This is a genomic window from Streptomyces sp. CG 926, from assembly GCF_003148825.1.
In the GTDB taxonomy this organism is placed as follows: domain Bacteria; phylum Actinomycetota; class Actinomycetes; order Streptomycetales; family Streptomycetaceae; genus Streptomyces.
The window spans coordinates 417,701-432,287 of sequence record NZ_QGGZ01000003.1 but is presented as its reverse complement, the minus strand read 5'-3'; the positions used below and the strand labels follow the sequence as shown (position 1 = coordinate 432,287).

At 73.2% G+C, this 14,587-nt stretch carries 12 protein-coding genes and 1 pseudogene; 9 read left to right on the top strand and 4 right to left on the bottom strand.

Annotated features, from left to right (window positions below):
- Positions 1-53: 53 nt before the first annotated feature.
- The 3 genes from BCL76_RS10600 (at position 54) to BCL76_RS10590 (ending at position 3,239) form a co-directional block, all read left to right on the top strand.
- A complete protein-coding gene (locus BCL76_RS10600) occupies positions 54-716 on the top strand; it encodes a DUF5819 family protein (RefSeq protein WP_309136821.1) in 663 nt (220 codons plus the stop codon).
- Entirely contained in the window at positions 713-1,891 is a 1,179-nt protein-coding gene (locus BCL76_RS10595) for an HTTM domain-containing protein (protein WP_258309557.1), read from the top strand. The genes BCL76_RS10600 and BCL76_RS10595 overlap by 4 nt, the downstream gene beginning before the upstream one ends.
- 586 nt (positions 1,892-2,477) lie before the next feature.
- Entirely contained in the window at positions 2,478-3,239 is a 762-nt protein-coding gene (locus tag BCL76_RS10590) for a TrmH family RNA methyltransferase (RefSeq protein WP_109779225.1), read from the top strand.
- Here the strand turns inward: BCL76_RS10590 and BCL76_RS39640 are convergent.
- Positions 3,192-4,127: pseudogene (locus BCL76_RS39640) on the bottom strand (hypothetical protein); the annotation flags it as partial. The gene BCL76_RS10590 and the pseudogene BCL76_RS39640 sit on opposite strands and share 48 nt — an antisense overlap.
- A 100-nt stretch (positions 4,128-4,227) precedes the next feature.
- Here BCL76_RS39640 and BCL76_RS10580 point away from each other — a divergent pair.
- A complete protein-coding gene (locus tag BCL76_RS10580; RefSeq protein ID WP_109779224.1) occupies positions 4,228-4,875 on the top strand; it encodes a MerR family transcriptional regulator in 648 nt (215 codons plus the stop codon).
- Between the two features lie 73 nt (positions 4,876-4,948).
- On the opposite strand, the gene paaN is transcribed toward BCL76_RS10580, so the two are convergent.
- A complete protein-coding gene (paaN, locus tag BCL76_RS10575) occupies positions 4,949-6,631 on the bottom strand; it encodes a phenylacetic acid degradation protein PaaN (RefSeq protein ID WP_109779223.1) in 1,683 nt (560 codons plus the stop codon).
- A gap of 124 nt (positions 6,632-6,755) precedes the next feature.
- On the opposite strand from paaN, the gene BCL76_RS10570 reads away from it, so the two are divergent.
- A complete protein-coding gene (locus BCL76_RS10570; protein ID WP_109779222.1) occupies positions 6,756-8,339 on the top strand; it encodes a 3-hydroxyacyl-CoA dehydrogenase in 1,584 nt (527 codons plus the stop codon).
- Complete coding sequence (locus BCL76_RS10565) at positions 8,336-8,938, top strand: TetR/AcrR family transcriptional regulator (protein ID WP_109779221.1); 603 nt, start codon at positions 8,336-8,338, stop codon at positions 8,936-8,938. Before BCL76_RS10570 ends, BCL76_RS10565 begins: the two co-directional genes overlap by 4 nt.
- Before the next feature lie 254 nt (positions 8,939-9,192).
- Here BCL76_RS10565 and BCL76_RS10560 read toward each other — a convergent pair whose 3' ends face one another.
- Positions 9,193-9,768, bottom strand: a complete 576-nt coding sequence (locus BCL76_RS10560) for an Lrp/AsnC family transcriptional regulator (RefSeq protein WP_109779220.1) — start codon at positions 9,766-9,768, stop codon at positions 9,193-9,195.
- A 178-nt stretch (positions 9,769-9,946) separates the two neighbouring features.
- Here BCL76_RS10560 and pdhA point away from each other — a divergent pair, with 178 nt between their 5' ends.
- The 3 genes from pdhA to BCL76_RS10545 are packed head-to-tail and all read left to right on the top strand — an operon-like array spanning position 9,947 to position 13,460.
- Positions 9,947-11,083: a pyruvate dehydrogenase (acetyl-transferring) E1 component subunit alpha gene (gene pdhA / locus BCL76_RS10555; RefSeq protein WP_030755153.1), complete on the top strand. Its 1,137-nt coding sequence runs from the start codon at positions 9,947-9,949 to the stop codon at positions 11,081-11,083.
- A gap of 47 nt (positions 11,084-11,130) precedes the next feature.
- On the top strand, positions 11,131-12,099 hold the full coding sequence (locus BCL76_RS10550; RefSeq protein WP_109779465.1) for an alpha-ketoacid dehydrogenase subunit beta: 969 nt from the start codon (positions 11,131-11,133) through the stop codon (positions 12,097-12,099).
- The gene (locus BCL76_RS10545) at positions 12,099-13,460 is read left to right on the top strand and encodes a dihydrolipoamide acetyltransferase family protein (protein WP_109779219.1); all 1,362 of its coding nucleotides are present in this window, start codon (positions 12,099-12,101) and stop codon (positions 13,458-13,460) included. The genes BCL76_RS10550 and BCL76_RS10545 overlap by 1 nt, the downstream gene beginning before the upstream one ends.
- 137 nt (positions 13,461-13,597) lie before the next feature.
- On the opposite strand, the gene BCL76_RS10540 is transcribed toward BCL76_RS10545, so the two are convergent.
- Positions 13,598-14,575, bottom strand: coding sequence for an NAD(P)H-quinone oxidoreductase (locus BCL76_RS10540; RefSeq protein WP_109779218.1), 978 nt, complete (start codon positions 14,573-14,575; stop codon positions 13,598-13,600).
- Between the last annotated feature and the right edge of the window lie 12 nt (positions 14,576-14,587).

Here is a 14,587-nt window from a genome sequence, read left to right as displayed (position 1 = left end):
TAGGGTGTCAACCTCTGAGGTCAACCCTGTGGACGCCGGACGATCGGGTGGGGATGGATTCGAACGAGCACGAGCCCGCCGAAGGGGCCGCTCCGCCACCCCCGCGGGCGCCCGGAATAGCCGGTCTTTCCACCCCGTACCGGGTCGTGGCAGCCCTGGCCCTGGGGGTGGTCGCGGCGGCCGCCTGCACCCACCTCGTGCTCGTCTTCCTGCACGTGGCCCCGAGCAACACGGTCAGCCAACAGCACGCGAAGACGATCGACAGCTGGATCTACCCCGAGTTCGAACAGAACTGGAAGCTGTTCGCCCCCAACCCGCTCCAGCAGAACATCGCGGTCGAGGCGCGCGCGGATATCAGGGCCGAGGACGGCGAGCTGGTCACCACCCCCTGGCGCGACCTGAGCGCCGAGGACGGCGAGGCCATCCGGCACAGCCTGCTGCCGAGCCACACCCGGCAGAACGAGCTCCGGCGGGCCTGGGACTTCTTCACCGGCTCCCACGACGAGGACAACAGGCCGAACGGCGAGCGCGGGCAGCTGTCCGAGGAGTACCTGCGGCGGATCGCGGTGAACCGGCTCACCCCCGGGCTGCGGGACGCGACCATCCTGCGGATCCAGCTGCGCTCGGCGACCACGGCGGTGCCCGCGCCGAAGTGGAGCACCGAGACCACCGACACCCAGACCTACTACCGGGAGCTGCCGTGGTGGACGCTGTGAGGCGCGCCCGCGAGGCGGCGGGCCGGGCGGCCGCGCGGGTCACCGGGCAGGCGCTGGGCCCGTACCAGAGCGCCGTGGTCCGTATCGGCTTCGCCGCGACCTGGCTCTTCTTCCTGTTGCGCGAGTTCCCGAACCGGGCCGAGCTGTACGGGCCGGACGGGCCGTGGAGCTGGGGTCTCGCGGAGCGGCTGATCGACTCCAACCACGCCTTCACGGTGCTGATGTGGTCGGACTCGACGCTGTGGTTCGAGCTCGTCTACGCGGTGTCCGTGCTGGCGAGCGTGGGGCTGCTGCTGGGCTGGCGGACGCGCGCGACGTCCGTGCTCTTCATGGTCGGCGTGCTGTCGCTGCAGAACCGCAGCGTGTTCATGGGCGACGGCGGCGACAACGTCATCCACCTGATGGCGATCTACCTGGTGCTGACCCGGTGCGCGCAGGTCTGGTCGCTGGACGCGCGCAGGGCCCGTACGCGCGGCACGGCGACGGCCGGGGCGGCCGGACCGGTGCTGTGGGGTGTGCTGGGCGTGGTGTTCGCCTTCGGCGCGGCGACCGGCCGGTTCGGCAACGGCTGGCTGGCGGCGTTCGCGGCGGTGTGGGTGGTGTGCGGGCTGTGGTGGCTGGTCGACCGCTACGAGCCGCAGGGCGAGGGGCGGGCGGTACTGGACGTCCTGGCCAACCTGCTGCACAACGCGGGCATGCTGGTGATCATGGCGGAGGTCTGTCTGATCTACGCGACGGCGGGCTGGTACAAGATCCAGGGGTCCCGTTGGCAGGACGGGACGGCCCTGTACTACCCGCTGGGGCTGGACTACTTCACCCCGTGGCCGGCGCTGTCGGCGCTGATGGCGGGGAGCGGGACGCTGGTGATGCTGCTGTCGTACGGGACGGTGGCGGTGCAGGTGGCGTTCCCGTTCACGCTGTTCAACCGGCGGATCAAGAACGTGCTGCTGGCGCTGATGATGCTGGAGCACGCGGGGATCGCGGTGCTGTTGGGGCTGCCGTTCTTCTCCTTGGCGATGATCGCCGCGGACGCGGTGTTCCTGCCGACCGGCTTTCTGGTGTGGCTGGGGGTACGGGTCGCTGCGCGGGGCCCGGGCGGCCGGCGGGCGCGGGCGGTGGAGCCTGTGCCGGATGCCGCCGAGCCGGTGCCCGTGGCGGTGCCGGGGCCGCGCTGACGGTGCCATGCGGCGCCGTTCCACGGGGCTCCGCCCCGGACCCCGCGCCTCAAGCGCCGGCGGGGCTGAATGGCGGGGCTCCGCCCCCGGGCCCCGCGCCTCCAGCGCCGGCGGGGCTGAATGGCGGGGCTCCGCCCCCGGACCCCGCGCCTCAAGCGCCGGCGGGGCTGAATGGCGGGGCTCCGCCCCCGGACACCGCGCCTCAAGCGCCGGCGGGGCTGAATGGCGGGGCTCCGCCCCCGGACCCCGCGCCTCAAGCGCCGGCGGGGCTGAATGGCGGGGCTCCGCCCCCGGACCCCGCGCCTCAAGCGCCGGCGGGGCTGAATGGCGGGGCTCCGCCCCCGGACCCCGCGCCTCAAGCGCCGGCGGGGCTGAATGGCGGGGCTCCGCCCCCGGACCCCGCGCCTCAAGCGCCGGCGGGGCTGAATGGCGGGGCTCCGCCCCCGGACCCCGCGCCTCGAACGCCGGCGGGGCTGAATGGCGGGGCTCCGCCCCCGGGCCCCGCGCCTCAAGCGCCGGCGGGGCTGGATTCGGCTGAGCGTGGCCCGTGCGGTGGGTGGGGGTCGGTGGATCGTAGGGTCGGGGTATGGACGACACGGTGCGGGAATGGCGGGAGGCCGAGCAGGCGGGGGATCTCGTGCTGCTGGACGGGTTCCACGCGCTGAAGCACGCCTTGCGGTTCGGGGCCGACGTGCGGACGGTCATCGCCGAGGACCCCGCTGCGGTACGGGCGCTGGCCCGTGAGCTGGCTCCGGATGTCGAGGCCGCCGTGGTGCGGCTCGCGCGGCGGGCCGACCTCAAGGAGGTGCTGCCCCGCGTGCACCCCACCGGGGTCGCGGCCCTCGCCGTCCGACCCGACCGGGCCGCCGGTATCGCAGGGCTGGGGCGGCTGCCCCGGCCGGCTCCCGTCGTCGTGCTCGACAACCCCCGCAACCTCGGCAACGTCGGCGCCGTCGTCCGGCTCGCCGCCGGCTTCGGCGCCACCGGCGTGGTGACCCGTGGCGACCTCGACCCCTGGCACCCGAACGTGGTCCGGGCCGGGGCCGGCCTGCACTACGCCACCACCGTCGAGCGCCTCGCCCTGGACGAGCTGCCCCCCGGGCCGCTCTACGCGCTCGACCCCGAAGGCGCGGACATCCGCGCCCTCGCCCTGCCGGACGACGCCCTGCTCGCCTTCGGCTCGGAGCGCCACGGGATCTCACCGGAGCTGCGCGCCCGGGCGGACCACCTCGTCTCCCTGCCGATGCGTCCCCAGGTCTCCAGCTACAACCTCGCCACCAGCGTGGCCATGACCCTCTTCCACTGGGGCGGCCCCCCGGCCCACGGACAGGGCGGCGAGGACTCCTAGGGCACCCCCGACCAGGATCGCCGCGGCCGCGCCGAGCGTCGCCCCGTCCGGGTGGACCAGCGCCTGGCCGCGCAGCGCCTGCCAGGTCACCAGCGCGAACACCGCCGTGTAGACCGCGGCCGCGACCAGGGTCAGCCGCAGGCGCACCCGCTCTCGGCGCAGCAGGGCGAAGCGCCCGGCGAGGGCGGCCAGGACGAGCACGAGCAGCGGGAGCAGTTGCAGCGCGTGCATGCCGAAGAAGTGCGGGATGCGCAGGTCACCGCCGGTGCCGGCCCAGCCGGTCAGCGGCATGCCCGGTCCGCCGTCCGGCACTCCCACGCTGTGCGCGCCCGCCACGGGCACGTCGTCGGCCGCGAGCTGTGCCTCGGTGGGGCTGGTCATCAGGAAGCCGAGTCCCGCGCCCGCGAGGGCGAGGACCGCGGCGATCCGGATCGCCCAGGTGGTGGCCCGGTCGACCACGCGGGACCGGAAGAGCAGGACGGCGATCACGAGGGTGGCCGTCCACAGCACGACGACGGTGAGGGCCATGGCGCCGTAGATCCGGGCGTCGAGGGGCGTTCCCTGGTTGAAGTGGCTCTGCCTGCCGCGGACCACCTGGACCGTCATGAGCAGCATTTCCACCATGCTCGCCGCGACGACGACCGTGCCGGCCCACCAGGCGGGCCTGCGTAGGCGGGGGCGGGCGGCGACGGCCAGGGAGAGCATCCAGGCCAGGCTGAGCGCGTAGCCGACGAAGGAGACGGCGAACTTGAAGGGCTTGGCCCAGATCGGGGCGCCGACCAGCACCCGGTCGTCGACGGCGAGACCCACGGCCGATCCGACGGCCCACACCACCATCACGCCGGCGAACACGGTCAGTGGACGGTGCCAGGTACGTAACGCGGACATGGATCCCCCCAAGGAATGGATAGTGGCGCTCACCACTATCTGATAGCGCCACTATCTATGATGTGCGGGGGCAGGGCAAGAAGAATCGAGTGAACACGTCATGCGCATCGGAGAGTTGAGCCGCCGTACCGGGGTCCCGGTACCGACGATCAAGTACTACGTCCGGGAGGGGCTGCTGCCGCAGGGCGAGCTCAGCAGCCCCAACCAGGCCAGCTACGACGACGGGCACGAACGGCGGCTACGGCTGATCCGTGCGCTGCTGGAGGTCGGCGGGCTGTCGGTGGCGGCCATCGGGGACGTGCTCGTGGCCATCGACGACAAGCAGCAGCCGGTGCACAAGCTGCTCGGCGAGGCGGCCCGGCGGCTGGTGCCCGAATACGGCGCCGGCGGCGGTGACGACGACGCCGAGGTGGTGCTGGCCCGGGAACAGGTGACGCGGCTGATCGAGGCGCGCGGCTGGCGCGTCCACGCCGGGAACAAGGCGTTCCACGCCCTCGTGGCCGCCCTCGCCTCACCCGCGCGGGCGGGCCACGGTGCCTTCGCCGAACTGCTCGACGACTACGCCGAGGCGGCCGAGCGGGTGGCCCGGGCGGACCTGGAGTACACCGCCCGCCGGGCGGACCGCGCCGACCTGGTCGAGGCGGTGGTCGTGGGCACGGTGGTGGGCGACGCGATGTTCGCGGCGCTACGCAGGATGGCCCAGGTGGACGCCTCCTCCCGCCTCTTCGCCGAGGATCGGGCGGAGTAGGAGGAGGGGGCGGTCCACCCGGGCCGGGTGTCTGCCTGCGGTGCCGCTGTGACGCGGCACCGCTGTGACGCGATTACGCCTGGCGGCGGACCTCGACCACCCGGAAGCGGTTCGAGACGAAGGCGCCGTCGCACAGGGCCGCGTTGGCCGCCGGGTTGCCGCCGGAGCCGTGGAAGTCCGAGAACGCGGCGGTCTGGTTGACGAAGACCCCGCCGGTCAGGTTCAGGGAGAGCTGCGCGGACTCCTCCAGGCAGACCTCCTCGATCGCCCGCTCGGTGTCCGCCGACGTGGTGTACGCGCCGACCGTCATGGCGCCCTTCTCCCGCACCGTACGGCGCAGCAGTTCCAGGGCGTCGGCGGTGGTGTCCACGGCCACCGCGAAGGAGACCGGGCCGAAGCACTCGGAGAGGTACGGGGCCTCCGGGTCCGCCTTGGCCGCGTCCAGCTTGACCATGACGGGGGTACGGACCACCGCGTCCGGGAACTCGGGGTTCACGACCTCGCGGGAGGCCAGCGCGACCTCGCCCAGCGCGGCCGCGGCCTCCAGCCGGGTCTTGACGTCCGGGTTGACCAGCGCGCCGAGCAGCGCGTTGGCCCGGGCGTCGTCGCCCAGCAGGCCGCCGACCGAGGCGGCGAGGTCGGCGACGACCTCGTCGTAGGTCTTGTGGCCGGCGTCCGTCGCGATGCCGTCGCGCGGGATCAGCAGGTTCTGCGGGGTGGTGCACATCTGGCCGCTGTACAGGGACAGCGAGAACGCCAGGTTGGACAGCATGCCCTTGTAGTTGTCGGTGGAGTCCAGGACGACGGTGTTGACGCCGGCCTTCTCCGTGTAGACCTGCGCCTGGCGGGCGTGGGTCTCCAGCCAGTCGCCGAACTCCGTGGACCCGGTGTAGTCGATCAGCTTGATCTCGGGGCGGACCGCGAGGGTCTTGGCGATGCCCTCGCCCGGGCGCTCGACCGCGAGCGCCACCAGGTTCGGGTCGAAGCCGGCCTCGGCGAGGACCTCCCGCGCGACCTTGACGGTCAGCGCGAGCGGCAGCACGGCCCGCGGGTGCGGCTTGACCAGCACCGCGTTGCCGGTGGCGAGGGAGGCGAACAGGCCCGGGTAGCCGTTCCAGGTCGGGAAGGTGTTGCAGCCGATCATGAGGGCGACACCGCGCGGGACGGCCGTGAAGGTCTTGCCGAGCTCCAGCGGGTCCTTCTTGCCCTGCGGCTTCGACCAGTCGGCCTGGCCCGGGACGCGGGTCTGCTCCTCGTAGGCGTAGGCCACGGCCTCCAGGCCGCGGTCCTGGGCGTGCGGGCCGCCCGCCTGGAACGCCATCATGAAGGCCTGGCCGCTGGTGTGCATGACCGCGTGCGCGAACTCATGGGTCCGGGCGGAGATGCGGGCCAGGATCTCGATGCAGACCAGGGCGCGTGCCTCGGGTCCCGCGTCGCGCCAGGCACCCATGCCGGCCTTCATCGCGGGCAGCAGCACGTCCGGGTCCACGTGCGGGTACTCCACACCCAGCTCCGGGCCGTACGGGGACACCTCGGCGCCCGTCCAGCCGTCGGTGCCGGGCTGGCCCAGGTCCAGCCGCGTGCCGCGGAGGGCCTCGAAGGCGGCGAGCCCGTCGGCGGGCGCGGTCTCGCCGTACGCCTTGGGATGTTCGGGGTGCGGGGACCAGTAGGCACGGCTGCGGATCGCCGACAGGGCCTGGTCCAGGGTGGGCCGGTGCTTGGCGGACAGCTGGGGGACGGTGAGCTCGGCGGCCATCAGGGACCAACTCCTCGTTGAGCCGGGCGAAGAAGAGCAGACTGGAGTTAGAGTAACCGAACGATCGGTCGGGACAAGAGGGCCCGGCGGACCTGTGGACAAGTGTGTGCGGGAGGATCAGGGCATGACAGCAATCGAGCGGTCCCGCACTGTGGCGGTCGTCGGCGCCGGCACCATGGGGCAGGGCATCGCCCAGGTCGCCCTTCTCGCAGGTCACCGCGTGCTGATCTACGACATCAACGCCTCCCTCGCCGCCGACGGCGTCGGCATGGTCCAGGACCGGGTCGACCGGATGGCCGCCAAGGGCCGGCTGGACCGCGCCGAGGCCGAGGAGGCGATCGGCCGGATCGCTTCGGCCGGCGACCTCGCGGACCTCGCCGGAGCCGCCCTCGTGATCGAGGCGGTGGTGGAGAACGTCACCGTGAAGCAGACGCTCTTCGCCGCCCTCGAAGAGGTGGTCGCGCCGGACGCGCTGCTGGCGACCAACACCTCCTCCCTCTCCGTGACCGAGCTCGCCGCCGGACTCACCCACCCCGGCCGCTTCCTCGGCCTGCACTTCTTCAACCCGGCCCCGCTGCTCCCGCTCGTCGAGGTGGTCAGCGGTTTCGCGACCGACCCGGCCGCCGCCGAGCTCGCGTACGGCACCGTGCTGGGCTGGGGGAAGACGCCGGTCCGCTGCGCCGACACCCCCGGTTTCATCGTCAACCGGATCGCCCGCCCCTTCTACGCCGAGGCCTTCGCGGTGTACGAGGAGCAGGGCGCCGACCCGGCCACCATCGACGCCGTGCTCCGCGAGAGCGGCGGCTTCAAGATGGGCCCCTTCCAGCTGACCGACCTGATCGGCCAGGACGTCAACGAGGCCGTGACCCGCTCGGTGTGGGAGTCCTTCTTCCGCAGCCCGAAGTTCACCCCCTCCCTCGCCCAGCGCCGCCTCGTCCAGTCGGGCCGCCTCGGCCGCAAGACCGGGCACGGCTGGTACCCGTACGGTCCGGACGCCGAGCCCGCCCTCCCGCACACGGCCGCGCCCGAGGAGGCCCCGACGAAGGTCACCGTCGTCGGTGACCTCGGCCCCGCCGCCGACCTGGTGGACCTGCTGGAGGAGGCCGGGATCGCGGTCGTGGCCACCGAGCAGGGCGGCCCGTACATCCAGCTGCCCGGCGACGGCCAGCTGGTCCTCGCGGACGGCAAGACCTCCGTGGAGTTCGCGGACGTCGTCTACTTCGACCTGGCGCTGGACTACCGGGGTGCCACCCGGATCGCGCTCTCCGCGAGCGCGGACACCGGCAAGCGGACCCTCGCCGAGGCGATCGGCCTCTTCCAGAAGCTGGGCAAGCAGGTCTCCGTGATCGGCGACGTCCCCGGCATGATCGTCGCCCGCACCGTCGCGATGCTGATCGACCTCACGGCCGACGCCGTCGCCCGCGGCGCGGCCTCCGCCGAGGACATCGACACCGCGATGCGGCTCGGCGTCAACTATCCGGTGGGGCCGACCGAATGGCACGATCGGCTCGGTCAGGACTGGGCCTACGACCTGCTGCACAACCTCGACGAACGCGTCCCCGGCGGCCGCTACGCGCCCTCTCTCGCCCTGTTCAAACTGGGCTACGAGGACGGCGGCGAGGACGGCGACGAGCCCGGCGGCGACGAGGCCGACCAAGGCGACCAGGGCGACACGGGCGACACGGGCGACACGGGGGAGAACGAATGACGACGGCCAAGCGGGACACCTACACCCCCGAGACCCTGCTGTCCGTCGCCGTCCAGGTCTTCAACGAGCGCGGCTACGACGGCACCTCGATGGAGCACCTGTCCAAGGCCGCGGGCATCTCGAAGTCCTCGATCTACCACCACGTCGCGGGCAAGGAAGAACTGCTGCGGCGGGCCGTCAGCCGCGCCCTCGACGGGCTCTTCGGGATCCTTGAGGAGCCGGGCGCGGTACGCGGCCGGGCGGTCGAGCGCGTCGAGTACGTCACGCGCCGCACGGTCGAGGTACTGGTCGGCGAGCTGCCCTACGTGACGCTGCTGCTGCGCGTGCGCGGCAACACCCGCACGGAACGCTGGGCGCTGGAGCGTCGCCGCGAGTTCGACCACCAGGTCGCGGACCTGCTGGGGGCGGCCGCGGCGGAGGGCGACCTGCGGGCCGACGTGGACATACGCCTGGCCACCCGGCTGCTCTTCGGCACGGTCAACTCCCTGGTCGAGTGGTACCGCCCGCACTCGGGCACGGGCACCGACCAGCTCGCGGACGCGGTCGTCCACATGGCCTTCGACGGCCTGCGCACCGCGCCCCACCCGCCGCATTCCTGAGGCGCACCCGGTCGGCGGGGTGTGAGCATGCCGCATGAGCACCTTCCTCCCCACCCTCACCGAACGCCGGGCTGGTGCTGCGGATCGCGGGCGGTGAACCGGACACGGAGGCGGTCGTCGACGGGCGGCTGCTCCTCACCCTGACGGACGTCGATCGGCCCGGCGGTGACCCGGTGTGGCCACCGGTCGGCGGGCCCTCGCGCCGGCGGCCAGGACGCCCGCGTAACCCCTTCGGGCGCAGCCCCCGTACGGGCCTACTCCTCCGCGATCGTCGGACCGCTTACGGGGCCGTTGCCGGGGCCCGGGGACAGCAGATCCGTTTCCTCGAAGACCAGCAGGGTCCGGGTCGAGAGGACTTCCGGGATGGCTTGGAGTCGGGTCAGGACCAGCTCGCGCAGGGTCCGGTTGTCCGGCGTGTGCACCAGCAGCAGGACATCGAAATCGCCGCTGACCAGCGCGATGTGCGCCGCGCCGGGGAGTTCGCGCAGCTGCTCGCGGACCGTGCGCCAGGAGTTCTGGACGATCTTCAAGGTGATGTAGGCGGACGCGCCCTGACCCGCGCGCTCGTGGTTGACGCGGGCCGTGAACCCACGGATCACCCCGTCGTCGATGAGCCGGTTGATCCGGGCGTAGGCGTTCGCCCGCGAGACGTGCACCTGCTCCGCCACCGACCGTATGGACGCCCGGCCGTCCGCCTGGAGCAGTCGCATGATCGACCGGTCGATCGGATCCAGGGGTCGGGGTGCGACGGGCGGGCCTCCCGTGGCTCCCGGGGCGCCCCCCGGCGCGGCCGGTGCGGGACCCGTTCCGGCCATTTGTTCATCCGGCATTGCCCGATGCCTCCCTCTCCTGGACGTCCTGCATCCATCCCAGGGCCCCGGCGCCCGTTTGTCCACAGCCTGGAGCCGCCTGTAGCCAAATTGCGCGGACAACCGAACAATCGGTAGGTGAGGGGCCTCACACCCGGGGCACCCCCTGCCCGCTTCCCACGAGGAGGTGTACGCCGCCATGACGGTCCAAGAGCTGCCCGGTGCCGGTGCGTCCCACCGATCCACCCAGCCGCCCGCCTGGAGCCCCCGTACGGACGCCGCTCCGCTGCTTCCGGACCCCGAGCCCTACCGGGTACTGGGCACCGAGGCGGCGGACCGGCTCGACCCGGAGCTGATGCGCCGCTACTACGCCGAGCTGGTGCGCGGCCGGCGCTACAACGCCCAGGCGACGGCGCTCACCAAGCAGGGTCGGCTCGCCGTCTACCCCTCCACCGTCGGCCAGGAGGCCTGCGAGATCGCGGCCGCCCTGGTCCTGGAGGACCAGGACTGGCTGTTCCCGAGCTACCGCGACACCCTGGCGGCCGTGGCGCGCGGGCTGGACCCCGTCCAGGCGCTCACCCTGCTGCGCGGCGACTGGCACACCGGTTACGACCCGCGCGAGCACCGCATCGCCCCGCTCTCGACCCCGCTCGCCACCCAGCTGCCGCACGCGGTGGGCCTGGCGCACGCGGCCCGGCTGCGCGGCGACGACGTCGTCGCCCTGGCCATGGTCGGCGACGGCGGCACCAGCGAGGGCGACTTCCACGAGGCGCTGAACTTCGCCGCCGTCTGGCAGGCCCCGGTGGTCTTCCTCGTGCAGAACAACGGCTTCGCGATATCCGTCCCGCTCGCCAAGCAGACGGCCGCCCCCACCCTCGCCCACAAGGCCGTGGGGTACGGGATGCCCGGCCGGCTGGTCGACGGCAACGACATCGCCGCCATGCACGAGGTGCTGACCGAGGCGGTCCGGCGGGCCCGGTCCGGAGGTGGCCCGACCCTGATCGAGGCCGTCACGTACCGGATGGAGGCCCACACGAACGCCGACGACGCGACCCGCTACCGCGGTGACGCCGAGGTCGAGGCCTGGAAGGCGCACGACCCGGTCGACCTGCTGGAGCGCGAGCTGACCGCCCGCGGGATCATCGACGAAGCGGCGATCCAGGCGGTGCGCGAGGACGCCGAGGTGATGGCCGCGGCGCTCCGCGAGGGGATGAACGCGGACCCGGTGGTGGACCCGATGGACCTGTTCGCGCACGTGTACGCGGAGCAGACGGATCGCCTGCGGGAGCAGGCGGCCATGCTGCGCGCAGAGCTGGAAGCCGAGGACCAGGCGTGACGACGGTGGCGGCGAAGTCCGCGAAGACGGGGGCCAAGCCCGCGACGATGGCGCAGGCGCTGACCCGCGCGATGCGCGACGCGATGGCCGAGGACCCGACGGTCCACGTCATGGGCGAGGACGTCGGGACGCTGGGCGGGGTCTTCCGGATCACGGACGGGCTCGCGAAGGAGTTCGGCGAGGAGCGCTGTACGGACACCCCCCTCGCGGAGGCGGGCATCCTGGGCGCGGCGGTCGGCATGGCCATGTACGGGCTGCGGCCGGTCGTGGAGATGCAGTTCGACGCCTTCGCCTACCCGGCCTTCGAGCAGCTGATCTCGCACGTGGCGAAGATGCGCAACCGCACCCGCGGTGCGATGCCGCTGCCGATCACCATCCGGGTGCCCTACGGCGGCGGGATCGGCGGTGTGGAGCACCACTGCGACTCCTCCGAGGCGTACTACGTGGCCACGCCCGGCCTGCACGTGGTGACCCCGGCGACGGTCGAGGACGCCTACGGCCTGCTGCGCGCGTCGATCGCGAGCGACGACCCCGTGGTCTTCCTGGAGCCGAAGCGGCTCTACTGGTCGAAGGCCGACTGGCGGCCCGAGGCGCCGGCGGCCGTGCCGGGCATCGGCAAGGCGCTGGTCCGGCGGGCCGGCACGAGCGCGACCCTGATCACCTACGGGCCCTCGCTGCCGCTGTGCCTGGAGGCGGCCGAGGCGGCGCGCGAGGAGGGCTGGGACCTGGAGGTCGTGGACCTGCGCTCGCTGGTCCCCTTCGACGAGCAGACGGTCGTGGAGTCCGTACGCCGCACCGGGCGCGCGGTGGTGGTCCACGAGGCCGGCGGCTTCGGCGGACCGGGCGCGGAGATCGCCGCCCGCGTCACCGAGCGGTGCTTCCACCACCTGGAGGCGCCGGTGCTGCGGGTGACGGGCTTCGACATCCCCTACCCGCCGCCGATGCTGGAGAAGCACCACCTGCCGGGAGTGGACCGGATCCTGGACACCGTGGCACGCCTGCAGTGGGAGAACTGATGCCGCAGGTAATGGAATTCAAGCTTCCCGATCTCGGGGAGGGCCTGACCGAGGCCGAGATCGTCCGCTGGCTGGTCGCGGTGGGCGATGTCGTCGCCATCGACCAGCCGGTGGTCGAGGTCGAGACGGCCAAGGCGATGGTGGAGGTTCCGTGCCCCTACGGCGGTGTGGTCACCGCCCGGTTCGGGGAGGAGGGCACGGAACTGCCCGTCGGAGCACCGCTGATCACCGTGGCGGTGGGAGCGTCCTCGCTCCCCGAGGCCCCGGCCGCCCAGGCGGCCGAGGCCGAGGGCTCCGGCAATGTGCCCCGGCCCCTGATCGGTTACGGCGAGGACCACTCGCGTCCGGCGCGTCGGCGACGGGTGCGACCCGTCACCGCCGCGGTCTCGGCGCCCGTCGCCGTGGCCCCCGTGGCCCCCGTGGCCCCCGTGGCCCCCGTGGCCCCCGTGGCTCCGGCGGTGCCCGCCGCTCCGGCGGTGCCCGCCGGACCGGTGCCCGTGATCTCGCCGTTGGTGCGCAAGCTGGCCAAGGACGGCGGGGTCGACCTGCGCGCGCTGAAGGGGTCGGGGCCCGAGGGGCTGATCCTGCGGGCCGACGTCGAGGCGGCGCTGGCCGCGCTCCGGGCGCCCGAGCCGGCCCCGGCCGCCCCGGTGGCCCCGGCGGTGTCGGCGCAGGGCGAGCGGATCCCGCTCAAGGGGGTGCGCGGAGCGGTCGCCGAGAAGCTGTCGCGCAGCCGCCGGGAGATCCCGGACGCCACCTGCTGGGTCGACGCCGACGCCACCGAGCTGATGGCGGCCCGGGCCGCGATGAACGCGGTGGGCGGGCCCAAGATCTCGGTGCTCGCGCTGCTGGCCCGGATCTGCACGGCCGCCCTGGCCCGGTACCCGGAGCTCAACTCCACCGTGGACCTGGCGGCCAAGGAGATCGTCCGGCTCCCGTCGGTGCACCTGGGCTTCGCCGCGCAGACCGAGCGGGGCCTGGTGGTCCCGGTGGTCCGGGACGCGCAGCACCGCAACCCGGAGTCCCTGTCGGCGGAGTTCGCCCGGCTGACGGAGATCGCACGGGCCGGGAAGCTGGCTCCGGCCGATCTGACCGGCGGCACCTTCACCCTGAACAACTACGGGGTGTTCGGGGTCGACGGCTCCACGCCGATCATCAACCACCCCGAGGCGGCGATGCTGGGCGTGGGCCGGATCATCGACAAGCCGTGGGTGCACGAGGGCCAACTGGCGGTCCGCAAGGTCGTCCAGCTGTCGCTGACCTTCGACCACCGGGTGTGCGACGGCGGCACGGCTGGCGGCTTCCTCCGCTACGTCGCGGACTGCGTCGAATCCCCGGCGGTCCTGCTCCGCAGCCTGTAGCTCGGCGCGGGCGGATGCCCTGGGGCTCCGCCCCAGACCCCGCGCCTCAAACGCCGGCGGGGCTGAATTTCAGCCCGTCCGGCGTTTGAGGACCGGGGGTTCGGGGGCGGAGCCCCGTGGTGGCGCCGCGTCCGGCCTCACACCGTGAGCAGCAGCTTGCCCACGTGGGCGCTGGACTCCAGCACGCGGTGGGCTTCGGCCGCATCCCGCATCGGGTACGTCGCGTGGACCACCGGGCGGATCCGCCCCGCGGCGAGCAGCGGCCACACGTGCTCGCGTACGGCGGCGACGATGGCGGCCTTCTCCTCCAGCGGGCGGGCACGCAGCGAGGTGGCGGTGATCGCCGCCCGCTTGGCCAGCAGCGCGCCGAGGTTCAGCTCGGCCTTCACCCCGCCCTGGAGCCCGATCACCGCGAGCCGCCCGTTCACGGCCAGGGCGTCCACGTTCCGGGCGAGGTATTTCGCGCCCATGATGTCCAGGATCACGTCCGCCCCGGCCCCGTCCGTCGCCTCGCGCAGCTCGGTCACGAAGTCCTGCTCGCGGTAGTCGATCAGGATGTCCGCGCCCAGTTCCTTGCAGCGTGCCAGCTTGTCCGGGCCTCCCGCCGTCACGGCGACCGTCGCGCCCACCGCCTTCGCCAGCTGGATCGCCATCGTCCCGATCCCACTGGACCCGCCGTGCACCAACAGCGTCTCGCCGGGGCGGAGTCCGGCCACCATGAAGACGTTGGACCACACCGTCGTGACCACCTCGGGCAGCGCGGCCGCCGTCACCAGGTCCACGCCCGCCGGGACCGGCAGCAACTGGCCCGCCGGCACGGCCACCCGCTCCGCGTACCCGCCGCCGGCCAGCAGGGCGCACACCTCGTCGCCCACGGACCAGCCGGACACCCCCGGGCCCAACGCGGCGATCCGCCCGGAGCACTCCAGCCCCGGATGGCGCGAGGCGCCGGGTGGCGGATCGTAGAACCCCTGTCGCTGGAGTACGTCGGCGCGGTTCACGGCGCTCGCCGCGACCTCGACGAGGACCTCGCCCTCGCCGGGCACCGGATCGGGTACGTCGGCCCAGACCAGGGCCTCGGGGCCGCCGGGCTGCTCGATGGTGATCGCATGCATGGCCCGGAGGCT

Coding starts and splice junctions, on each gene's coding strand:
- BCL76_RS10545 (WP_109779219.1), top strand. CDS start 12,099: ATGCCGCAGGTAATGGAATTCAAGCTTCCCGATCTCGGGGAGGGCCTG.
- paaN (WP_109779223.1), bottom strand. CDS start 6,631: ATGGCCGCCGAGCTCACCGTCCCCCAGCTGTCCGCCAAGCACCGGCCC.
- BCL76_RS10560 (WP_109779220.1), bottom strand. CDS start 9,768: ATGCCGGATGAACAAATGGCCGGAACGGGTCCCGCACCGGCCGCGCCG.
- BCL76_RS10565 (WP_109779221.1), top strand. CDS start 8,336: ATGACGACGGCCAAGCGGGACACCTACACCCCCGAGACCCTGCTGTCC.
- BCL76_RS10590 (WP_109779225.1), top strand. CDS start 2,478: ATGGACGACACGGTGCGGGAATGGCGGGAGGCCGAGCAGGCGGGGGAT.
- pdhA (WP_030755153.1), top strand. CDS start 9,947: ATGACGGTCCAAGAGCTGCCCGGTGCCGGTGCGTCCCACCGATCCACC.
- BCL76_RS10580 (WP_109779224.1), top strand. CDS start 4,228: ATGCGCATCGGAGAGTTGAGCCGCCGTACCGGGGTCCCGGTACCGACG.
- BCL76_RS10550 (WP_109779465.1), top strand. CDS start 11,131: ATGGCGCAGGCGCTGACCCGCGCGATGCGCGACGCGATGGCCGAGGAC.
- BCL76_RS10600 (WP_309136821.1), top strand. CDS start 54: ATGGATTCGAACGAGCACGAGCCCGCCGAAGGGGCCGCTCCGCCACCC.
- BCL76_RS10570 (WP_109779222.1), top strand. CDS start 6,756: ATGACAGCAATCGAGCGGTCCCGCACTGTGGCGGTCGTCGGCGCCGGC.
- BCL76_RS10540 (WP_109779218.1), bottom strand. CDS start 14,575: ATGCATGCGATCACCATCGAGCAGCCCGGCGGCCCCGAGGCCCTGGTC.